Genomic DNA, 23,042 nt, shown 5'->3' on the forward strand with positions numbered 1-23,042 from the left:
CACTACTTGGGAGGCTGATTAAAAGTGGACAGAGAAAACTCGAAAATTTTCTCCAAGACGGAAAAGTTGAAGATGCTCTATGAGGCAAAGGCAGAGGATGTTGAATTCTCAGCGGCTGAAGCGGATCACGATGATATAGAGGCAATGGACCGGTCCCGGGAGGCTGATAAAAGACAGCTGGAGGAGATTCTGAAGAAGGAATAGCGGAAACCTTCCTTATAATGTGAGTTTGATACTTTTGCCAAAGATGCCCCACAGAAGTGGGGTGTTTTTGTGCGCAGCCGTGTATAATGAAGAGACATGTCAAACCGGGAGGGTACTGAAGTGGATACTGTTATTTTATGGATTGGACTGGCGTTGCTGGTTGCGCTGCTAACCTTCCTGAACCAGAAGCAAGTCTATTCTTCCAAAGTAAAAAAGGCTTACCGGGAGCTTCGGGAGCTTACCGCGAAGGTCCGCACCGGACAATCGGAGGCTGCTGATCTGGAAGGCTGGGAGACTTCACTTGCCGAAATGGAGAAGCACCCTAATGAGTTCAATAAGCTGGAGAATGAGATTGGTCTGCGCCGGGCTTTCGTCCAGTATCTGGAGCGCCATTATCCCCAGGATGCCAGGCTCCCGGATCTGCAGGAAGCGGCTGCGTACCAGAAGGATAGTGTATGGGGAATTAAGATCGGGGATTACGGACCCAGAAAATAGTGCGGAATCTGTACATATATGAGGAAGGCCACATCGGTTGATTTCTCACCAGACGCATAACCCCATTCCAAGAAAGATAGTCCCATTCTCCGCCAGCCGGGGGTGGGGCTTTCTGTATAGCTGGACCGTGACTGGCATCGGGAAGCCTTCCTTGTGCAGCTGCTTCATTTACGCTGATTTTTTTAATTTATTAATATAATCCAAACTGCCCGGATATCCGTTAATATGAGTAAAGCGAAGAATACCAAAACCAACAAAAAGCCGGATAAAAATTGAGATTTATAGGGAGTAGTCATAATGGAGAATCTATCAGCCCAAGTAGTTACAGACGAACTGGTTGTCAAAGCTTTGGAAAAGAATCTCGCATTGATCCGATTTGATCTGGACCGCCGGGTAGCGTATGTAAATGAGGTGTTTGCCGGTTCGATGAAATACAGGGTTGAGGACATGTATGGAATGCAGCACAAGGAGCTGTGTTTCCCATCTTTCGTGAACAGTCCCGGCTATGAGCTATTCTGGGAGAACCTGTTTGCGGGCCGGAGCTTTCAGGATAAAATCGAACGGATGGACGCGGACGGGGAATCGGTCTGGCTTGAAGCCACGTATATGCCGGTGTTTGATGAGACGGATACGCATGTCATTGGGGTGTCGAAGGTGGCGACCAATATCACGGGCAGACAGAATAATATGAACCGTGTAGTGGAACAGATGCAGGAAATGGCTGACAGCCTGAATCAGCGTGCGGAAAAAGGAATTGAGCGCAGTCAGGATCTGCTGTTGAGTATTGATAAAATTGCCGAAGTGTCGAGCGAAAATACCGATACACTGCTGAATTTGCAGACGCAGGCAGCGGCCATTCACGGCGTTGTGCAGACAATCCGTAATATTGCGTCACAGACCCACCTGCTTGCGCTTAATGCGGCTATTGAGGCTGCTCATGCCGGTGAGTTCGGCCGGGGATTCGACGTAGTGGCCAAAGAAGTACGCAAGCTGTCCGCAATGGTTCAGGATCAGATCACGGAAGTCCGCGACAGCGTCCAGGCCATCACAGAGGAAGTGGGAAGAATATCTATCGGACTTAACCTGGTTCAGGAGAATGTGGGTGTGAGCCAGCAGCAGATTCAGGTAGCCCTGAATGAATTCACTTTGATTGCTTCCTCTGCGCAGGAACTGGACAATCAGGCGCGTGAAGTAATGAACATCGTCTGACGGTTGCTTTCTCCGGATACTGTTCCAGTTCCGCATAGAATTTCCTTTTACAGCATGTATCCCGGGCATTTACGTGGAGACATGCTTTTTTTGCTTATTGTGAGTAGAAAATGAACCTTTTGAAGCCCCCGGTTGTTATATAGGGTAGTCCAAACAAGAAAGGAGGCATGCTCAGGTGGGCAATAGGGAATTGTTCCAAACCTACAGTAAAGAGGTATACCGGACCTGCTACTATATGGTGCACGATGCTGCCGATGCTGAGGATCTATGCCAAGAGGTATTCATTACCCTTTTCCGCAGCCAGTGGCAGAACATAGATCATTTGAAGGCTTGGATTATGAAGGTCACGGTTAATACCTGCCTGAATCACTTGAAACGCAGGAACAGCCTGCAGCAGAAGCTGATGGCTAATCTGCATTTGTTCAAGGGGAGTCCGGAGCCCCCGGTAGAGAAGCTGGCGGAGCAAAAGGAAACGAAGCTGGAATGGGCCGGATATATGTCCCGTCTTCCGGTAAAGATCAGGGCTGTACTGACACTGCGGTATATGCATGATTTCAGTATGGATGAAATTTCCGGTATGCTGGCTATTCCGCTGGGAACGGTCAAATCCAGGCAGCACAAGGGGCTGCGCCTGATGAAGAAAATTCTGGAGGATACGGGAGTTCAGATTATAGCTAAGGAGGAAGAGCAGTATGGACAGAACCGAAGCACTGCTAAAGCGTCGCTTAAATGACGATAACGAGATTCTGTATCCTGATTTTGAGGAGATGTGGGGACGGATGGAGCAGGCCGGACATGCTGGTACAGTAAGCAGAACCGATGCAGGGGCTCCCGCTCCGCGCCGTCACCGCAGCTGGCGCAAGTTCACCATCGCTGCTTCGCTCAGCGCCCTGCTGGTGGCTGTACCGGTATATGCTGCTGTGCAATATGACTGGGGCATCCTGCTCAGAGATAGAGGCGGTGTACAGGCCGCGCTGGCGCAGAATCTGGGTCAGCCGCTTGGACAGACGATCACCAAGGATGGAGTAACCCTGACGCTGCATACGGCGCTCACTGATGAGAACCGGACGGTGATTCTGTACAGTCTGGATGTCGGTGCAGACAGGGAAAGCGGAATGTGGAATATTCAAGGCATGTCCCTTAAGGATGCGAAGGGGAACGGCGATGAAATGGAATACAATTATCAGCAATGGGACGAGAAGAATCAACGGTATAACGGGTATTTCGAGTCGAATTGGACGCCGGATCAGGAGACGGTCAAGGTGAGCCTGACGGCAGAGAGAATCGAGTCGTATTCACAGCAGGAGGTCGATCTGAACCTGGATACCGATTCACCGCAGCAGCAGAGCTTCCCTGTGAACCGGGATGGACTGGAATCCTTCAGTGTTCAGCCCTTTAAGGAGGGGAATGAACGTTTGATGCTGTCCACGGCGGCAGTCTTTAATAATTCGGAAGCGAAGGACTTAGCTTTCCCGCAAATCATAGCCTATAGAGACGGAGAGCTTGTCAGTAATTCTCAATCAGGTGCTTTTGGCAAGCCGGGAGACAACGGGGAATACACCTCGCTTCAGTATTATAAGCCGGATGACGTCCCCAAGGCTGATACAGTGTATAAGCTCAGTTATACCAAGCTGGAACGCAATATAGACGGTCCTTGGACGTTTGATCTGGAACTGAGCAAGAAGAAGATGGCAGACGCCACAATCAAGACGGCGCTGGATCTGCCGCTGGAAGCGGGAGACACGGATAACAGGATTGAGCAAATGGTAGTCACGCCTACGCAAATTCGTGTGTCCGTCCGGAGCAAAGCTAAATTCGCTGAATTGCCGTATGTTAATTATACACTCGAGGTGGACGGCCGGAAGCTGGAAGGCGGAGCATGGTATTCGACAACCGGGGACAGGGATCTGACAACCCTGCGTTTCGAACGGCCGGCAGATCTTGAGATTACAAAGACGACGTCAATGACGCTTATAGGGAAATATAAAGTTACCCGGCATGAGGATGATAAGACACCACTCCAATTGACCAACATCTCCAGCGAGAAGCAGACGCTGATCCGGGAAACCGGCGGTATTCCGGTACAGTGGACCTACTATATGCAGGGTGCGGATCTCTATGTAGAGACGAAGAGCGATGATCCCCATTTTGGCGGCGTGAATCAGACTCATATCGGCATAGGGAAAGACCGGATCTTAGGTAAAATAGTGACAGTGAACTTCCGCGGAGAAGGAAATAACCACAGCATTGATGTGTATAAGGACTTCAAAGGAACAGAAGCTGCTATATACATGTTCTTCTACTCCACCAACGAGCCGGATAAAGAAACGCGGGTGCAATTGCAGCCTTAAAAGGCAGTCCAAACCTGAAAGGGGGCGGACGCCTTTTTTTTCTTGGGAGACGCCCGGGAATTCATTGGGCTGAATATTTATTGTGCTTACATTGCGATGATCTCACGAATACGTTGCCGCGTTATGCTGGAATAACTTGTCCCAGTGAACAAGAACAGACAACGAGGAGCGTGGCAGGCAGTGAGTAAGCAGCATCCGCTTGTAAAGAGAGTATTAACCGGGATATTGGCAATGTCGGTGTTGATCCCGTTCATTCCACCCTCCTTCTCATCATCGACCGTGTATGCGGATCCGGCTGAGCCTAACGGTGTCGTTATGCTGGAGGATTTTGAACAGGTGAGCCTGGCAGACTTGACGTTTGACAGTGCGCGCATCTACAGCGGCAATATGGCGCTTGAAAGTGATCCGAAATACGTCCGTGACGGGGCAAAATCCTTACGGATTGATTATGACTTTATCGGCATAACCGATAATCCCTCCCAGGTTGCAGTCGGGCCTGCAACGCAGTTAGCCTTGACAGGCAGAACGCCCCACAAAATCGGCATGTGGATTTACGCCAATAACGAAGGGCATGGCCTAACCTCCAAGTTCTATGTATCAGCCACCGGGAAGTCCAAAACGTATGAGATGAGAAGTGAAGAAACAGGGATAGACTGGAGCGGCTGGAAATATGTCGAGGCCGAGATAGGGAGTGATCTGACGCTGCCCGGTACCGTGGCATTCTACTTCCAGATGAAAGAACGGCAAATGAGCAAAAAGAACAAAGGCTCCATCTGGATCGATGACGTCAGACTTATTTATGATGAGCCGGCGGATGAAGATATGGATGTTCCCGTGCTGGCTCCGGTTTCACCCGCACCGGATCAAATCTTGAATGCTACCGTAGCCGATATTATCCTGTCGGCGGATGATGCGGAATCGGGCATTGATTCAGACTCGATCCAATTAACTGTGGATGGCCAGCCGGTTGCACCGGAGGCTTACGCTTACGATCTGAACACTAAGGCCATTACATATCACCCGGAGGTGCCGCTGGATGGCGGTTATCATCAAGTGGTTGCTGAAGTGAAGGATCTGGCCGGTAATCCGGCTTCAGTGGAGTATGCTTTTACAATTGAGCATGGAGCGATGCTCACCTTGGAAGGGCCGGAGGAAGCGGTCAGCAACGAGACTTACCGGTTGGAGCTGGCGGCGAAGAATACCGGAGAAGCAACCAGCGTGCTGACCAAGATTAAGTTCGACCCGCAGACGCTGCAGGCGGAGGCTGTGCACGCTCGTGACGGACTAAGCAACGTCCAGAGCACCATCGACAATACAGGCGGTTATGTTGAATTTAGCGCAGAAGGACTGCAGGGAGATTCTGCGGATGCCTTGGCCAGCATCGATTTCGCCGTGAGCCGGTCCGCAAAAATGGAACGTGGCGAGACCTACAAGCAGTTCACCATGGCGGAAGGCAGCTTTGGGTATCATAGCGGGACTGCCGTAAGCTCTTTTGCCTCTCCGGTTAATTATAAGATTGGTTTCCCGTATGCCTTAAGCGTCAAGGGATCGGGTCTGCAAACGAAGAATATCATTACCGTAACTACCCATGCGGGAGCTCCGGTAGAAGGGGCGGAGATCGATTTTACCGATGCAAGCGGCCCTCAGACCTATGTGATGGTAACAGCCGCCAATTCGAGTATATATACAAGCGCTGATCATTCGTCCGCCGTGCTGCTTACAGCAGAGAACAACGGGCAATTCTTCGCTACAGCAGGAAGCACCTCCGGATTCGTCAAAGTATATCTGCCGGATGGAACGAAGACAGGCTATATTTCCTCTGCTGATGTAGAGCAGAAGAGTCTTACCGAAGGATTGGGACTGACGGATGCCAAGGGTGAAATTCATACTTCGCTGGTTAATCTTGCGATCGGCACCTGGAAAGTGCAGGCGGTCAAGGATGGCGGCACCAGTGAGAGCTTCAGCATGAATGTTGTGACCCAATTCGGCGGAGATGATCCGAAATTTGTCCAGACCTTTGTTACCGAAGATATGAGTACGATGCTGAGCGTAGGCTGGCAGACGGCCCCCAGAGTTCAAGCAACTTCGATTCAATATGTGAAGAACAGCGATTGGGCGGACAATGGCTCGGACAGTGCTCAGCCAAAGGCGGTAGAGCAGTCTGCGCTTACTGAAGTGGAGGTCATCCATGAAGTGGAGGGTGGACCGCTGGGCGAAATAAAGTTCCACAAATCATTGGTTGCCGGCCTGGAGCCGGGTACGGCTTATCATTACCGGGTGGGCTATGAAGGCCATTGGAGTGCCTGGTACGAATACAAGACGCTGGATGCAGCACCGGAAACTCCCGTTTCTTTCGTATTCGTAACTGATTCGCATACCAAAGGAGATAATGGGCTTGAAATCTATCAGCAGCTGATCAGCGATGCTCTGACCCGTTATCCGGATACCCAATTTGTGATGCACGGCGGCGATATGGTTGACGACGGAGGAATCCTGAATGAGTGGAACCAGTTCTGGGAAGCTTCTTCGGTCTATGCATCCTCTCTTCCTTCAGGCTATACGATGGGGAATCATGATGTGAAGGGTGAAGGCAAGGAGATTTTTGCCAAGGGACTAGATTTGCCGGAGAACGGCCCGGATATTCAGAAGGATTACGCCTATTCCTTCGATTCAGGCGAGGTGCATTTCATTGTGCTGAACTCCGAGGCAGACGAAGTGACCATGGCTAAGCAAGCCGAATGGCTGCGCGGGGATGTTCAGGCCAGTGATAAAAAATGGAAAATTGTAATGTTCCATAAGCCTGCTTATCATACCGAAGATGGGCGCGGGAATGTAATTGAATACACGCAAACGTATTTTGCACCTGTTCTGGAGGAACTGAAAGTAGATCTGGTGCTGGAAGGCCATGACCATGTGTATGCGCGCACCTATCCGATGAATGGAGGAAAGCCGCTGCTAAACGGCGAGCGCGGGACGGTCTATCTGGACGGGGGCGCCTCCGGCTGGAAATTCTATGATGGTAAGCAGTATGAGTATCTCAACTTCATGTTTGACGAGGACGTTCCGGTGTATTCTGCCATTCAAGTCAGCCATGACAAAATCACCATCCAGGCCCGTACTACGGAAAGCGATGCATTAATAGACAATTATACTATTGAAAAGAAGGATGAGCTTACGGTGACTTCCGTGGCGGTATCGCCTACGGAGCTGACATTGCAGGCCGGGGAGGAACGCGCGACAGTTCTCACCGCTACGTATAGCGATAAGTCCACAGCAGATGTCACTAATGAAGCGTTGTGGACTTCCTCCAATGACAATGTGGCTACGGTAGATGCCGCAGGCGTGATTCACGCGTTAGCAGCAGGCGGTGCTACAATCGAAGCACAATACGGAAACTTGCCGGCAGTCAGCATTGCTGTAACGGTTCAGGCGGAAAGCACGGCTCCTGTTCTGCTGAAACTGACAGCTGATCCGGGTAAACATACGCTGCAAGTGGGTCAGACCGCAGCTTCTGTGATAACGGCAGTATATGATCATGCAGAGAACCTGGTGGTCACGGATCAAGTCATTTGGCTATCTTCGGACCCTGCTATTGCTTCTGTATCGGACAATGGGCTTATCACGGGCGTTGCGGCAGGCGAAGCAACGGTCACGGCTTCATTCGGAGGCAAGTCCGTTGCGGTTCCGATTGTGATTTCGGAGGTATCCGCACCGGCAGTGGTTGATTTGGAGGTGACGCCAGCTTCAGTCTCCCTGACAGCAGGTCAGACGCAAAGCCTGGCAGTCACGGCGAAATATTCCGACCTTTCTAGCGCCCTCAAGACCCTGGAAGCGAAATATGCCACTGGCAATCCTTCGGTTGCTGCTGTGAGCGAAGCAGGCGTAGTTACAGCAGTGGGTACGGGAACGGCGATGATCACAGTTTCATACGGAGGAGTGAAGAAGGAGATTCAGGTCTCCGTAACGGCGGCTACAGGCAACAATGACGGAGGCGCGGTACCTGCAGCAACTCCAAAGCCAGCGACAACGCCAACTCCGACAGCAACGGCAACATCCACTCCAGCTGTAACACCGACACCGGCTGTAACTACGGAGCCAACGCTGCCAACCGTAACGAAGCCTGTGTTCAACGACAGAGTAGATCTTGATAAGGTAAAAGCGATCATGGCAAAAGGGCAATCCGCTCCTGCAGTTACATTCCCGGATGCCCCAGCAGCTCTGTGGAGTGCCGCATTCATTGAACGTGCAGCCCGGATGGGGATAATAACCGGTTATGCGGATGGTTCCTTCCGTCCTGACGCCAGAGTAACCCGCGCCGAGTTTGCAGCGATGCTGTTCAAGGCCTTTGGTCTGAGCGCTTCCGGCGGAACCGGCTTCTCGGATACGCGGTGGCACTGGGCCGCGGAAGCCATTAGTGCACTTCAAGGCAACGGAGTGATCACCGGGTACGCCGATGGCTCCTTCCATCCCAAGCAGGAGATCACCCGGGCGGAGATGGTGACGATGCTGTCCCGTCTGACGAATTATGTGAGCAGCGATAGTGTTCCATTCTCTGACGTCACTGCGGGCTGGGCAGCAGGGCCTATCAATGCCTTTGCGGGAGCAGGTATCGTAACGGGAAAAGGCAATGGACAGTTCAAGCCGGAGGAACCGGCTTCCCGCGCCGAATCTGTAGTGATGATCCTCCGCCTTATGGATAAGCTCATGGAATAATAGGCAGCATTTTGTAGCGAGTATAGGAATAAACGAGTCCAATTAGGAAGAGCAGCCCGGCCGGGGCTGCTCTTTTTATGCTGAAGGCTCCCGCATGCCATCTGGCGGACGGATTTCGCAGTAGATACATATAAAGGGTTGGCCGTGACCCGATTACGGGATATGCGGTATACTTAATTGCACTTTGTACAACTAAAACGTCTGATTTTCCACCGATTATCCGTTTAGTTGTATTTCATACAATTAAACAGCTCTATGTAGACGGATTATCGCCCATTGGGCAGATTTAGTTGTACAGACTACACTTATAAGTTGCGAGCATTCATTTTCGCTGTTTTTAATTGTACATAATACAACTATCCTGAATTTCCATTTCAGTGCATAAGGAGAGAACAAGACTTGACGATAACACGCTGCGCCTGGGTGAATGAGGACCCTGTTTATATTGCTTATCATGATGAGGAATGGGGCAAGCCGCTATATGATGATCTGAAGCTGTTCGAGCTGCTGATGCTGGAGGGCATGCAGGCCGGACTGAGCTGGTATACGGTACTGAAGAAGCGGGAGAATTTCCGCGAAGCCTTCGACGGCTTTGATCCGCAGAAGATTGTGCTGTACGGGGAGGACAAGATAGCCGAGCTGATGCAGAATGAGGGGATTATCCGCAACCGGCTGAAGGTTAATGCGGTCATCCGCAATGCGGAGGCCTATCTGCAGATTGGCCGGGAGGAAGGCAGCTTCGGAGAATATCTCTGGAGCTTCATAGGCGGAACGCCGGTGGTGAATCAATGGAAGAGCAGAGCAGAGGTTCCCGCTACCACTCCGCAGTCTGACAGCATGAGCAAGGCGCTGAAGCGCAAGGGAATGAAGTTTGTCGGTTCAACCATTTGTTGTGCATTCATGCAGTCCTCGGGGATGGTGGACGATCATGTACTGGATTGCTTTTGCCGCAGCGGTGTGACGGATTAAGGGATCTGACCCGCAGTTTGGCGCTGCACGGGTAAGAAATGCTATACTATCCTAGATATGCTTCACACAACTAAGCCCGCGCTTTCGAATCCAGTTACGCGGAGTGATTTCAGGGAGACTGGGCTCTCATAACTAAGCTTATGCTTTCGAAGCAAGTTTTGCGAAGCAGAACCAACGGAGCATATGCTACCAAACTTTCAGGAGGATTTACTAACATGCTATGGCACGAACTGACGGTACATACAACGGAGGAAGCACAGGAGATGATATCCAATCTGCTGTATGAGGCCGGTGCGGGCGGAGTTTCCATTGAGGAATCCGGAACGCTGAATAAAGTACGGGATACCCGTTATGGTGAATTATACGATGAGCCGCTGAATGACATCCCCGAGGGGGAAGCGGTAATTAAGGGCTATTATGCCGAAACGGTGGCAATGGACGAGATTGTGGCGGAGGTAACGCCAAGGGTGGAAGAGCTGAGAGGGTTCGGGATCGATCCCGGCAAAGCGCTGATCTCCTGGAAGACAGTGGATGAGGATGAATGGGCCCATGCCTGGAAGCAGTACTTCAAGCCGCTGCGCGTCTCGGAACGGCTGACCATTAAGCCTACATGGGAAGAATATACCCCGGCATCCCCGGATGAAAAGATTATTGAGCTCGACCCCGGCATGGCCTTCGGAACGGGGACGCACCCGACGACGGCGCTGTGCCTGCGCGCGCTTGAGAAGCATATCGCCAGCGGCGATGAAGTGATCGATGTCGGCACAGGCTCCGGCATCCTTGCCGTAGGTGCGGTGCTGCTGGGCGCGAAATCCGTTCTAGCCCTGGATCTCGACCCTGTGGCGGTGGAGAGCGCCCGTGAGAATGTGGCGCTGAACCGGCTTGAAGCTGCCATTACCGTTAAGGAGAGCGATCTGCTCTCCCTGCTCGGCGGAGAACGGGCGGCAGATACTACAGCCGGAGATATGTGGCCTTCGGCCAGACCGGGCTATACTGCTGAACAGGCTGGACAGGAAGCAGCTATTCCTGCCGCTGCTCCGGCTGCTGAGGGACTGGGAGTTACCCTGCCGGTGCGGGTTGTCGTGGCGAATATTTTGGCCGAGATCATTGTGCTGTTCACGGATGATGTGTACCGTGCACTTCAGCCGGAAGGAATCTACATCACCTCCGGTATTTACAAGGATAAGGAAGGACTTGTGGCAGAAGCGCTGAAGTCTTCCGGTTTCGAGATTATAGAAGTAACCCGTGAAGAAGATTGGGTGGCGTTCACAGCCGGAAAGAGGTAGAGATGGAATTTCTGCAAAGCTTTATACGAATGCCGCTGGAACAGCTTCCGTTCCTGCTTATTACCCTGCTGATCGCCTTTACAGTACATGAGTTTAGCCATGCTTACTTTGCGAATAAGTTCGGTGACCCGACAGCCCGCCTGCTCGGCCGTATGACCCTGAACCCGGCGGTACATTTCGATTTCTTCGGAATTATCCTGCTCGTGGTCGCCGGATTCGGCTGGGCGCGGCCGGTTCCGGTCAACCGTGACAATTTCAGCCGCCCCCGTCTGATGGGCGTTATCGTATCTGCTGTCGGTCCGATCAGCAATCTGCTGCTGGGGTTCCTCGGAGCAATGATTTATTCGGCTCTGGCGGCGACTGGAGTGCTGGAATCTATCAGCAATGACCGTGTGCTTCAGGCTATTTACTGGTTCTTCGGCATTTTCATTCAACTTAACTTCTTCCTGTTCCTGTTCAACCTGATTCCCCTGCCGCCGCTGGATGGTTACCGGATCGTGGAGGATCTGGCTCCTCGTCCGATCCGCGGGAGACTGCAGCAGTATGAGCAGTGGGCGGTCTTCATCTTTTTGCTGATTCTGTTTATCCCGGGTCTGCGTGCCTACACGATTACACCGCTGGATAACTGGGCCAATCAAATGAGCGCCGGAGCCGTGAAATTCTTTTTCGGATTGTTCGGCGGCTAGAATCCAGATTGAGGGATGTTCATGCAGCTCTAAACGTTGTACAATATAACGTGGTATTTTCGAGGTTTAATCATGTATGCGAAGCGGCGGCCGGGACCTGATTTGACGGGAACGCCGCCGCTTTTACGCTGAATAAGAGACAGGATGATGATAAAAGATGCAGCGTTATTTCGTAACACCGGCGCAGTTCGGCCAAGATAAGGTAAGCATTGACGGCGAAGATGCCCGGCATATTGCCAAGGTGATGCGCGGCAAGGCAGGGGATAAGCTGATCGTCAGCGACGGCGTTTCCCGCGAGGCATTGGCTGAGATCGCTGAAATAGAGATTGGCCTCGTAACCGTGAGCATACTGGAGAACCTGGCCATGACCCACGAGCCACGGATTAAGATTACTGTAGCCCAGAGCCTGCCGAAGGGGGACAAGCTGGAGACGGTGATCCAGAAATGTACCGAGATCGGTGCGGTTGCCTTCACCCCGTTCCTCTCCGAGCGGACGATTGTGCAGTATGATGAACGCAAGGAGAGCAAGCGGGTAGAGCGCTGGCGCAAAATCTGCAAGGAGGCCGCTGAACAAGCTCACCGGAATATCGTTCCGGAAGTGCATTCGCCGCTTAGCTGGAAGCTGCTGCTGAAGAGCTTTAGTAGGTATGACGCTGTCTATTTCTGTTATGAAAAAGAAGAAGGGCTGCAGCTCCGCAGCGCAGCCGCGCCTTGGCTGTCCTCGCTGCCGCAGGATTCTACTGCGAAGGTAATGATTGTTGTCGGACCGGAAGGCGGCTTCAGTCCGGAGGAATGCCGCTCGGCCGAAGAGGCCGGTGCGGTCTCCGTAGGCCTGGGAGCACGCATTCTGCGCTGTGAAACCGCAGGTATGGTCGCCGCCGCATGCATTCTATATGAATCCGGAGAAATGGGGGGAGCTTAAACAATGCCATCCGTAGCATTTTATACATTAGGCTGTAAAGTCAATTTCTACGATACAGAAGCCATCTGGCAGCTGTTCAAAAATGAAGGGTACGAACAGGTGGATTTCGAAGGTTCCGCCGATGTCTACCTGATCAATACCTGTACGGTGACCAATACGGGCGACAAAAAAAGCCGGCAGATGATCCGCCGCGCGGTGCGCCGCAATCCTGAAGCCATCGTCGCTGTAACCGGCTGCTACGCGCAGACCTCGCCCGGAGAGATTCTCGACATTCCCGGTGTCGATCTGGTTATCGGCAACCAGGACCGCGAGCATATCATGACCCATGTGAAGAATATCCAGGAATCGCGCCAGCCTGTGAATGCGGTCCGCAACATTATGAAGACCCGGGAGTTCGAGGAGCTGGACGTTCCCGGATTTGCTGACCGGACGCGTGCATTCATGAAGATTCAGGACGGCTGCAATAACTTCTGCACCTTCTGCATCATTCCCTGGTCGCGCGGGCTGTCGCGCAGCCGTGATCCGAAATCGATTGTCGCCCAGGCACATCAGCTTGTGGAGGCGGGATATAAGGAGTTTGTCCTGACCGGGATTCATACCGGGGGCTACGGCGATGATCTGGAGAATTACCGTCTGGCCGATCTCTTGTGGGAGCTGGATCAGGTGGATGGCCTGGAGCGGGTCCGCATCAGCTCGATTGAAGCCAGCCAGATTGATGACAAGCTGCTTGAGGTGCTGAACCGCAGCTCCAAGATGTGCCGCCATCTGCATATTCCGCTGCAGGCCGGTCATAACGATGTGCTGAAGGCCATGCGCCGTAAATATACGACCGAAGAGTATTATGCCAAAATGCAGCTGATCCGCCAGGCGATGCCGGATGTTGGCATTACAACCGATGTTATCGTCGGCTTCCCGGGCGAGACCGAGGAGATGTTCCGCGCCGGTTATGACTTCATGAAGGCGGTCAACTATTCCGAGATGCATGTGTTCCCGTATTCCAAGCGGACCGGTACGCCTGCAGCACGGATGCTGAACCAAGTGGATGAAGAGATCAAGAATGCGCGTGTCCAGCAGCTGATTGACCTCTCTGAGGAGATGCAGCTGGCTTATGCCCGGAAATTCGTCGGCAGAACACTGTCCGTCATTCCTGAGCGTGCAGCCAAGGGTTCACCGGGACGCAGCATTCAGCACGGCTTCAGTGACAACTATCTGCAGATTCTGTTCAGCGGTGATGATTCGCTTCAGGGCGAGCTCTGCGAGGTGAAGGTGACAGAAGCTGGTGTAAATGAATGCCGCGGTGAGCTTGTCAGTGTGAGCAGAGCCACAGCCGAACCGCGCCGCGCGTAAGCGTACGCAAGTATGAACAACACTCAGGGGATGCCTCCAAGAGCCGGTAACGGCTCTAAGGGCTCCCCTTTTTTTGCTTCCTGATCGATAGCTGACTAGTCTACTGACCCAAACCGCCTGCCGGTATCAAGAAATCAGATCTGCTGCGTCACAGCCTCAGCTGCGCTGAAGTAAGTGCAAGGATGATGAAGAACGCCATGGCTAGAGTAATTCCATAGTCATCGATAACACGGTTGAACGGCAGATGGATTTTGTCGGAGAGGAGACGGGAGTAGGCATAGAGCAGGATCGCTGCGGCCAGGCCGGCCGCTTTGCACAGCTGTCCGGCACGCCGGCAGAGGCTCATCAGTTCAGTTCTGTGCTTGGCCAGCAAGGCGCCGATGATGAAGAACTAAATGTATAGATATAGAACGCGATTTTTATAGTTATAAAGACCTGAATTCAGCAGAAACTGAAAATTAACTGAAAATGGGGTAAAGACTTGGGCTCCATTTGTCGATATAGTGGAAGAGTGTGGTAAAAGACCACCGATAATAAGACCGTCTAAGGAGAGAACAGATGACCGTGTACAGGAAAATGACAAAAACGCTCCTCATTATGATATTGCTCGTTGCTGCAGCTTTTCCGGTAAACGTCTTTGCCGCTGCTGGAGACATCAACTCTATTGAAATCGACAGCTCTGACAAAATAGAGCTAACCGTTGGCCAGACACCGAAGCAGCTTAAGGTATACGCCAATGTAGAAGGCTCTTCCTCCAAGAGGGATGTGACGGCATCCGCCACATGGACCTCCTCCAAGAATGAAGTTGTCAGCGTAATTAACGGTCAGATCAAGCCGCTTACTTACGGGACGGCAATGATTACAGCTACTTATAGTAATAATGCGGTAGATACTGTTGAGGTATCTGTTACGTATCCGTATAAAGATCTGACACTGAAACGCAGCACGGAGGGCAGCTATAAACTAGGAGACAAAGAAGCCTCACTCCTGGTTACCGCAACGGCCAAGGGCGGCGAATCAGCCACTGAAGAGAAAAATGTGACGAAGGACGCCGACTGGAGCAGCTCGAATTCAGGCGTACTGACAATTACAGAGGGTAAGATTACGCTGGTTGGCGAAGGAACGGCGACAGTTACTGCCAAGTACAAGGGATTAACCGAGACTTTCAAGGCGGTTGTGGAGCTTCCTTATTCGGCAATCATGCTTAAAGACAAAGTGAGCGGTGCGGAAGTCAAAGAGCTTGAAATGCTGGTTGGAGACAACCCGGTGCAGCTGAAAGCAGTAACCAAAGCTACAGCGGTGAGTGATGAGCTCCCTATCGAGAAAGAGGCAGATTGGAGCAGCTCAAGCGAGAGCGTAGCTACAGTAAAAGACGGCATGATTACTATTCATGGCGTGGGTAAGGCTGTCATTACAGCAAGCTACCTGGGTGTGGAACAGTCCGTTGACGTCTATGTGCGGGCGCCTTATGAAGCGCTCCTGCTGACACCATCCGGCGACCAGTCCATTTTCCTGGGAGAAAGTCTAAATGTAACGGCAAAGATGCGTAATGCGGTCAATTCGACCACGAACGAAACGGCGTCAGCTACCTGGACCTCGGACAACCTGATGGCAGCTACGGTAGTTGCCAATGTTACCGATGCCAGCAATGCTTTTGCTACAGTGACAGGCAAAGCGGTAGGAACTTCTGTCATCAAAGCAGATCACCTCGGAATCAGCAAAACCTTCAAGGTAACGGTCTATCCAACCCTGACGGAGCTGACCCTCGAGAAGACAGAACAGGAAATATACACAGCAGACTCCGCCGGCTTGCCGAAGGTAAGCGGAACGAAGTATGACGGAACCAAGCTGGATATCAGCGATGAAATCGAGTGGACCTCCGCCAATGAAGAGATTGTCTCGATTAAGGACGGGAAGCTTACCGGCGGTAAGGCAGGTACGGCTACCCTGACGGGCAAGATCAAAGCAGGTGCAGTAACTGCAGGTTCTGCTACTGCGATCCGCTCCAAGACCGTTGAGCTCAAAGTTACAGTTAAGAATAAAGTGCTTGTCCTGATTGGACCGGAAGATGCACTGGGTCTGGTCATCGGTGAAGAAACGCCGCTCCCGGCGGTTCAGGCCGTACTGGAGAACGGTGATGAGCTCGATGTGACAGACACTATTGTCTGGGAACTGGGCGGAAGCAACGCGGTTCTCAAGCAATCGGCAGCTGCCAAGACCATTAAAGGTCTGGTCAAAGGCTCGGCAACACTCAAAGGTACTTATTCCAATAAGACGATCAGTGTTCCGGTAACAATTGAGCAGAAGGTCGTGAAGCTCGTCGTAGAACCGGCTGTGCTTGAGATGAATATCAAAGGCTCCAAGACGATTAAGGTCACCGGATACTTCTCAAACGGCAAAACTGCGAACTTCTCGGGCGGAATGAACTGGGTATCGTCAAATCCGGAAGTTGCTTCTGTGAAGGGAACGTCAGTCAAAGCGATTACGGAAGGTACAGTAACCTTGAGCGGTTCCTATCAGGGAATTCCTGCCACCGTCAAAATCTCAGTGGTGCCGAAGCTAATGAAGATTACGGTCAGTGAGAATAAGCTGATTCTTGCTCCGGGTGCAGGCAAAAGCGTAGTTGTAACCGCACTGTATGATACAGGCAAGAGCGCTATTGTCACAGGAAGCGTAGTCTGGACCAGCTCCAAGCCTTCTGTGGCTAAAGTGAATTCCTCCGGGCAGATTACAGCGGTAAGCAAAGGAACAACATCGGTTAAAGGCAAGCTGGGCACGAAGACAGTGACAGTATCAGTTACTGTGAAATAGTACAGTACTGCCTGCTATCCTTAAGCATGATCATCAGACCTGAACATTTGCCTCTGGGTGGTGTTCAGGTCTTTTATTGTGTAACAGTTTCGGATATTAATTTGCTCTCCCCTATAGTAATCCCGAGTAAACCGATGTATAATTCGGAAAAAGCGTACTATAAAGTCCATTAAGGGAGATGAAGCAGGTGGCTAAGCACAAGGCATTATCCATTCAAACGATTGTGGCAATCGGCATCGGTTCGCCGTTGTTCGTAATACTGGGGAGGTTCGGCTCCATTCCTTCGGGTATTCCGAATACCAACATTGAGACTACATACGCACTTCTGGCACTGTTTGCGCTGCTATACGGACCGGTTGCAGGGCTCTTCATCGGACTGATCGGGCACACACTGAAGGATGCGATATTCTATGGCTCCCCTTGGTTCAGCTGGGTCATCTCCTCGGGACTGGTCGGACTGATTATCGGGCTGCTGGCAGCCAGAATAGCGATCAGGGACGGTGAGTTCGGCCGGAAGGAGATCATTGCCTTCAATTTAGCGCAGATTGTCGCCAACGCCATTGCGTGGTTCCTGGTAGCGCCGGTGCTGGACATTCTCATCTACGCGGAACCGGCTAACAAGGTCTTCACCCAGGGGCTGATCGCCGGGGCGTCCAACATCGTAACGGTGGCGGTCATCGGAACACTGCTCGCTATAGCCTACTCCAAGACGAGAACGAAACAGGGTAGCCTGAAAAGACTGCAATAATATATAATTCAAACAGAAAGGCCGGTGCCCGTCACCGGCCTTTCTGTTTGAGCGGGTCAGTTAGGATACGTAAATCAGCATATGAGGAAGGGTACCCATGAGCAAAACGGTTATAGAATTCACCGATTTCACCTTTAAATACCGGGCCCAGCAGGAACCTACACTGCATAAGATTAACCTGAAAATTCATGAAGGCGAGAAGATTCTGATTGTCGGGCCCTCCGGGTCAGGCAAAAGCACCTTGGCCCATTGCATCAATGGCCTGATTCCTTTTGCGTATCCGGGCGAAATAAGCGGTACTCTTACCGTTAAAGGAACAGACACGAAGGAGCTGGGGATTGCCGGCCTGTCGGAGGTGGTGGGGACTGTGCTGCAGGACCCGGACGGGCAGTTTGTCGGCCTGACCGTAGGCGAGGATATTGCCTTCAGTCTGGAGAATGCAGCGGTTCCGGTGCAGGAGATGCATGAGCGGGTAGAAGCTGCGGCAAGAGCGGTCGATATTCAGGAGCTGCTGACAGCTTCTCCGCAGGAGCTGTCCGGCGGACAGAAGCAGAAGACCATGCTGGCCGGGGTCCTGGTCAGTAATGTGGACGTCCTGCTGTTCGATGAGCCGCTGGCCAGCCTTGATCCCTATACGGGAACAGGGGCCATTGAGCTGATCGACCGGGTGCAGCGTGAGACCGGCAATACGGTCATTATTATCGAGCACCGGCTGGAGGAAGTGCTGCACCGGCCGGTGGACCGGATCATTGTCATGAATGAAGGATTGATTGCGGCGGACCTGCCGGCTGCGCAGCTGCTGAGTTCACCGCTGCTTGCAGAGTCAGGCCTCCGGGAGCCGCTCTATCTTACTGCGCTCAAATATGCCGGCTGCGAGATTACACCGGAGATGAACCCGCAGCATCTGGACGGGATCAGGCTGGAGACCGGAGCCGCCAGGCTCCGCGCCTGGTATGAGGCCAGTGAAGTACCGCAGGAGGAGGAAGCAGCACCTGTGCTGCTTGAGCTGCGGGATCTTACCTTTGGCTATGACAAGCAGGCGAAGGTGCTGCAGGGGTTGTCCTTCAGCGTCCGCCGCGGCGAGATGCTATGCATTGCCGGTAGGAACGGTGCGGGCAAATCAACGGTGTCGAAGCTGATTTGCGGGTTCTACAAGCCGTCAGCGGGAAGTATTCTGCTGAACGGGCGGGATCTGGCAACGGATACGATCAAGGAGCGGGCAGAGCATATCGGCTTCGTGATGCAGAATCCGAATCATATGATCTCCATGACGCTGATCTATGACGAGGTTGCCCTCGGACTTAAGCTGCGGGGCTTCGCGGAAGAAGAGATACGCGGGCGGGTACATAAGGTGCTCCGGATTTGCGGACTGTATGAGTTCCGCGAATGGCCGGTTTCAGCGCTCAGCTACGGGCAGAAGAAACGGGTGACCATTGCCTCCATCCTGGTGCTGGAGCCGGAGGTGCTCCTTCTGGATGAACCCACCGCCGGACAGGATTACCGGCACTATAACGAGATTATGGAGTTTCTGCGCGGACTCGGCAGCACCGGGATTACGGTGATCATGATTACGCATGACATGCACCTGATGCTGGAGTATGCAGAGCGGACAATTGTGCTGGCGGAGGGCAGGAAGCTGGCGGATGCCCGGCCGGAGGTGATTCTGACGGACCGGGATATTGTGGGCAGCGCCAACCTGAAGGAGACATCACTGTTTGCTCTGGCAGTGAAGGCGGGACTTAACCAGCCGGTGGAATTTGTCCGGCGGTTTATCGAATATGACAGGGGGAACCGGCGCGGATGAAAGCTAAGATGCTAACCTATACCAGGCAAGATTCTCCGGTGCATCGGCTGACGGGGGCAACGAAGCTGATTATTTTTGCCGTGTGGTCGGTCTCTGCCATGATTATCTACGATACCCGCTGCCTGCTGCTGATGCTGCTCTTCAGCCTGGCCGTATTCCGCATTTCACGGGTCCGGTTTCAGGACTATGCCTTTGTGCTCTACTTCATTCTGCTCTTCTTCCTGCTGAATCACATCGCGATCTTTGCCTTCTCACCGCTGGAAGGTACACGAATCTATGGCACCCGGCATGATCTGCTGCATCTCGCCGGACGTTATACGCTGACGGCGGAGCAGCTTTTCTACCAATTCAATATCGCTCTGAAGTATGCCGTGGTCATTCCGATGGCGCTGCTGTTCCTGCTGACGACAGATCCGAGTGAATTCGCCGCCTCGCTGAACCGGGTCGGGGTCAATTACAAGATCGCTTATTCCGTTTCGCTGGCTTTGCGCTATATTCCTGACATCCAGCAGGATTACGAGAACATCTCATTCTCGGCACAGGCGCGGGGCATTGATATCTCCCGCAAGGAGAAGCTGCCTAAGCGGCTGAAGAACATCGTATCCATCCTGCTGCCGCTGATTCTGACCAGTATCGAGCGGATCGAGAAGATCAGCACCGCGATGGAGCTGCGCGGCTTCGGAACTGGCCGCACCCGGACCTGGTACCGGGCCCGGCCGTTTACCCGCAGCGACTATGCTGCGCTGTGTCTGATGGTGGGGATATCCGCAGCCGCGACGATTATTACTTTTTATGACGGTTCGCGGTTTTATAGTATTTTTTGAGGGGGATGCTGGAAGTGGAGCTTCCGTAGAACTGCGGGGCGGATTGAAGTATAATAAGACAGTTGTAATCCTGGCCGGACGGTGTGGATTAGCGCTGAAGCCGCTGCTCCAGCCTGGTCCATACGGGCAGGTAGCACAGCGGCAGTACCCCGAGCGAGCACACAACATTGAAGATGGTCTGGGCATGGGCGAGCTGTGCGGCAGGTCCGCCGCCGATCCAGGCAGAGAGTGACTGCAGCGGTCCGATGAAGGGCAGGAAGAGCAGGGCGCCGCCGACATTGAGCGCCACATGCGACCAGGCAACGAACACGCCGGACGGCGTGCTGCCGATGGCGGCGATTACGGCCGTGACGCAGGTACCGATATTCGCGCCCAGCACGATGGCGATCCCCAGCTCCGGCGGCATGACGCCGCTGGTCGCGAGGCCCATCGCCATGCCAATTACCGCCGCGCTGCTGTGCACCATCGCGGTCAGCACGGCACCTGCGGCCAGCCCCCACAGTGCGCTCGTGGCGGCATGCCCGAGGAACCAGCGGAACAGTTCGCTGCCTTCCAGAGCCGGACCAATCGACTGCATGACCGCGATGCCCCACAGGACCAGGGCGAAGCCGGCCACCGCGAGGCAGATGAACTGCAGCGGCCCCGAGATCCGGCGGCAGGCTTCAACCAGCCGCCATGCCTGCGGGGATAGCTCGCCGGCAATCACCGCGGCCGCCCAGAGGCATAGCGCGGCAGCCAGCAGCGGCGCTGCCAGTGTGCTGATCTGCAGGCTGATCAGCTCTGTAGTCAGGCAGGTGCCGATGTTGCTGCCGAGGATAATGCCCAGCGTCCGGGCGTAGGTCAGCAGCCCGGCATTGACCATGCCGATGGTCAGCACGGTTACGGCCGTGCTGCTCTGCAGCAGTGCGGACAGCAGGCTGCTGGCAATCAGGCCTTTGGCCGGCGTAGAGGTTGCCTTATGCAGACTCCGGGTTAGCAGCGGGCCGGCGAGCCTCGACAATGAGGCTTCCATCACCTTCATGCCGGCGAGAAAGATGACAAGGCCATAAATGACAGGGAACAGCAGGTCACGGATCATAAGGACAGGCTCCTTTTTGGACGGGGGTTGTACACCAATATATGAAGGCATTGCATGGGACATGTATACAAATCCAGCAACAAGAACAGGGAGTTGAAGTCATTGGCATCGGTAATTCTGGAACGAAACCGTAAGAAAAGACTGGAACAGGGACATCCGTGGGTCTACGCCAGCGAAGTGGCCTCGGTAGACGGGGAGCCGCAGGCAGGGGGACTTGTGGATGTGCTGAATCACCAGGGACGTTATCTGGCCACGGGGTATTACAATCCGGCCTCGCAGATCCGGGTAAGAATTCTGTCGCAGAGTAAGCTTGCGGCGATGGATACGGCATTTTTTGCCGGCCGGTTCACAAGCGCTCTGCAGCACAGGGAGCGTTTCCTGCCGGGTGCGGATGCTTACCGCCTGGTGTATGGGGAAGCGGATTTCCTGCCGGGGCTGATCATCGACCGCTTCGGTGAGGTTCTTGTCGTGCAGCTGCTGACGCTGGCGATGGATCAGCACCGCTCCGAGATTGTGGAAGCGCTGGTGCAGGTCATGTCGCCGCGCGGTATTTATGAGCGCAGTGATGTCAGCGTCCGCGAGCTGGAAGGCCTTGAGCAGACCACAGGCGTACTCTACGGGGAATGCCCGCGCCACATTACGGTAAGCGAGAATGGATTGAAGGTTATCGTCGATATTGAAGAAGGCCAGAAGACAGGCTACTTCTTCGATCAGCGCGAGAACAGAGCCTCCATCGCTCCGCTCATGAAGGGCTGGGGCGGGCGCAGCGGAATTACGCTGCAGGAGGTAGCGGCAGAGGACGGATCGCTCCAGATGCTGCCGGTCAACAAAAGCGGCAAGCCGGTCACCTTCCCGTTCTGGGACGGCGCAACCGTGTTGGAATGCTTCGCGCACACCGGCAGCTTCACCCTGCATGCCTGCAAATACGGCGCCAAGAAGGTAACCTGCCTTGATGTGTCCGCGCATGCGATTGAGAGTGCAAAAGTCAATGTGGAGATCAACGGATTCACCGACCGGGTGGAATTTGTAGTGGATGATGCGTTTGCCTTCCTGCGCAATCAGGTTAAGGGACTGGAAGAACGCTCTGAGCGGGCGACAGGTCCGGCGGCAGAGAGCAAACCCGGCGCTAAGCCGGCTGCCAAGGCGGATACCGCGAAGCCGATGACGGCAGGCGGCGGACGTACGTGGGATGTCGTTATTCTTGATCCGCCCGCTTTTGCCAAGACCAAAAGTGCTGTAGCAGGCGCTGTCCGCGGATACAAGGACATTAATCTGCACGGGATGAAGCTGGTTAACGAAGGCGGATATCTGGTTACGGCCAGCTGCTCGTACCATATGCAGCCGCAGCTGTTCCTGGAGACCATCCAGGAAGCGGCCAAGGATGCCGGCAAAGTGCTCCGGCTGATCGAGTGGCGGGCCGCAGGCAAGGATCACCCGCAGATCCTCGGCGTGGACGAAGGGCATTATTTGAAGTTTGCCATCTTTGAAGTGCGCAGCAAATAATGATGTTAGTTCAAGCCGGAAGGCTTGTCCGGGAGAGTCTCAGCTACTGAGGCTCTCTTTTTTTCTTACAGGGAAGTTGCTGTGCACTGTAG

18 protein-coding genes are annotated in these 23,042 nt (G+C 53.4%); 16 read left to right on the plus strand and 2 right to left on the minus strand.

Going from position 1 to position 23,042, the window contains the following annotated elements; genetic code table 11:
* The first annotated feature begins 24 nt into the window (after positions 1-24).
* The 11 genes from MHI42_RS28600 to mtaB all read left to right on the plus strand — a co-directional run bounded on the left by MHI42_RS28600 (position 25) and on the right by mtaB (position 14,182).
* Positions 25-204 carry a YfhD family protein gene (locus tag MHI42_RS28600; protein WP_039300782.1) on the plus strand — a complete coding sequence of 60 codons (180 nt, stop codon included), beginning with the start codon at positions 25-27 and terminating at the stop codon, positions 202-204.
* A gap of 120 nt (positions 205-324) precedes the next feature.
* On the plus strand, positions 325-699 hold the full coding sequence (locus MHI42_RS28605; RefSeq protein ID WP_052422052.1) for a hypothetical protein: 375 nt from the start codon (positions 325-327) through the stop codon (positions 697-699).
* A gap of 297 nt (positions 700-996) precedes the next feature.
* Positions 997-1,908, plus strand: a complete 912-nt coding sequence (locus MHI42_RS28610) for a methyl-accepting chemotaxis protein (RefSeq protein ID WP_342421363.1) — start codon at positions 997-999, stop codon at positions 1,906-1,908.
* Between the two features lie 175 nt (positions 1,909-2,083).
* Positions 2,084-2,641 carry an RNA polymerase sigma factor gene (locus MHI42_RS28615; protein ID WP_042139456.1) on the plus strand — a complete coding sequence of 186 codons (558 nt, stop codon included), beginning with the start codon at positions 2,084-2,086 and terminating at the stop codon, positions 2,639-2,641.
* Positions 2,601-4,259, plus strand: coding sequence for a DUF4179 domain-containing protein (locus MHI42_RS28620; RefSeq protein ID WP_342421364.1), 1,659 nt, complete (start codon positions 2,601-2,603; stop codon positions 4,257-4,259). The genes MHI42_RS28615 and MHI42_RS28620 overlap by 41 nt, the downstream gene beginning before the upstream one ends.
* 180 nt (positions 4,260-4,439) lie before the next feature.
* Positions 4,440-8,972 (plus strand): S-layer homology domain-containing protein, encoded by a 4,533-nt coding sequence (locus MHI42_RS28625; RefSeq protein WP_342421365.1) that lies wholly within the window; start codon positions 4,440-4,442, stop codon positions 8,970-8,972.
* 399 nt (positions 8,973-9,371) lie between these two features.
* Entirely contained in the window at positions 9,372-9,941 is a 570-nt protein-coding gene (locus MHI42_RS28630; RefSeq protein ID WP_342421366.1) for a DNA-3-methyladenine glycosylase I, read from the plus strand.
* Between the two features lie 215 nt (positions 9,942-10,156).
* Entirely contained in the window at positions 10,157-11,227 is a 1,071-nt protein-coding gene (prmA, locus tag MHI42_RS28635; protein ID WP_342421367.1) for a 50S ribosomal protein L11 methyltransferase, read from the plus strand.
* Between the two features lie 2 nt (positions 11,228-11,229).
* Positions 11,230-11,913 carry a site-2 protease family protein gene (locus tag MHI42_RS28640; RefSeq protein ID WP_171720975.1) on the plus strand — a complete coding sequence of 228 codons (684 nt, stop codon included), beginning with the start codon at positions 11,230-11,232 and terminating at the stop codon, positions 11,911-11,913.
* A gap of 157 nt (positions 11,914-12,070) precedes the next feature.
* The gene (locus MHI42_RS28645; RefSeq protein WP_342421368.1) at positions 12,071-12,835 is read left to right on the plus strand and encodes an RsmE family RNA methyltransferase; all 765 of its coding nucleotides are present in this window, start codon (positions 12,071-12,073) and stop codon (positions 12,833-12,835) included.
* 3 nt (positions 12,836-12,838) lie between these two features.
* Positions 12,839-14,182: a tRNA (N(6)-L-threonylcarbamoyladenosine(37)-C(2))-methylthiotransferase MtaB gene (mtaB, locus tag MHI42_RS28650; protein ID WP_342421369.1), complete on the plus strand. Its 1,344-nt coding sequence runs from the start codon at positions 12,839-12,841 to the stop codon at positions 14,180-14,182.
* A gap of 148 nt (positions 14,183-14,330) precedes the next feature.
* Here mtaB and MHI42_RS28655 read toward each other — a convergent pair whose 3' ends face one another.
* Positions 14,331-14,528, minus strand: a complete 198-nt coding sequence (locus MHI42_RS28655; protein WP_171720978.1) for a hypothetical protein — start codon at positions 14,526-14,528, stop codon at positions 14,331-14,333.
* Positions 14,529-14,779: 251 nt separating this feature from the next.
* Between MHI42_RS28655 and MHI42_RS28660 the strand changes: the two genes are divergently transcribed.
* The 4 genes from MHI42_RS28660 to MHI42_RS28675 all read left to right on the plus strand — a co-directional run bounded on the left by MHI42_RS28660 (position 14,780) and on the right by MHI42_RS28675 (position 20,369).
* Positions 14,780-16,993 (plus strand): Ig-like domain-containing protein, encoded by a 2,214-nt coding sequence (locus tag MHI42_RS28660; RefSeq protein WP_342421370.1) that lies wholly within the window; start codon positions 14,780-14,782, stop codon positions 16,991-16,993.
* Between the two features lie 178 nt (positions 16,994-17,171).
* The gene (locus MHI42_RS28665) at positions 17,172-17,741 is read left to right on the plus strand and encodes an ECF-type riboflavin transporter substrate-binding protein (protein WP_171720980.1); all 570 of its coding nucleotides are present in this window, start codon (positions 17,172-17,174) and stop codon (positions 17,739-17,741) included.
* 97 nt (positions 17,742-17,838) lie between these two features.
* Positions 17,839-19,545, plus strand: a complete 1,707-nt coding sequence (locus MHI42_RS28670; protein WP_342421371.1) for an ABC transporter ATP-binding protein — start codon at positions 17,839-17,841, stop codon at positions 19,543-19,545.
* Positions 19,542-20,369 (plus strand): energy-coupling factor transporter transmembrane component T, encoded by an 828-nt coding sequence (locus MHI42_RS28675; protein ID WP_342421372.1) that lies wholly within the window; start codon positions 19,542-19,544, stop codon positions 20,367-20,369. Before MHI42_RS28670 ends, MHI42_RS28675 begins: the two co-directional genes overlap by 4 nt.
* 88 nt (positions 20,370-20,457) lie before the next feature.
* Here MHI42_RS28675 and MHI42_RS28680 read toward each other — a convergent pair whose 3' ends face one another.
* Positions 20,458-21,447 (minus strand): Na/Pi symporter, encoded by a 990-nt coding sequence (locus MHI42_RS28680; protein ID WP_342424819.1) that lies wholly within the window; start codon positions 21,445-21,447, stop codon positions 20,458-20,460.
* 102 nt (positions 21,448-21,549) lie between these two features.
* Here MHI42_RS28680 and MHI42_RS28685 point away from each other — a divergent pair, with 102 nt between their 5' ends.
* Positions 21,550-22,950, plus strand: a complete 1,401-nt coding sequence (locus tag MHI42_RS28685; protein WP_342421373.1) for a class I SAM-dependent rRNA methyltransferase — start codon at positions 21,550-21,552, stop codon at positions 22,948-22,950.
* Positions 22,951-23,042: the final 92 nt, after the last annotated feature.

The sequence above is a fragment of the Paenibacillus sp. FSL E2-0178 genome (genome assembly GCF_038593005.1).
GTDB classification, from domain to species: domain Bacteria; phylum Bacillota; class Bacilli; order Paenibacillales; family Paenibacillaceae; genus Paenibacillus_AQ; species Paenibacillus_AQ phytohabitans.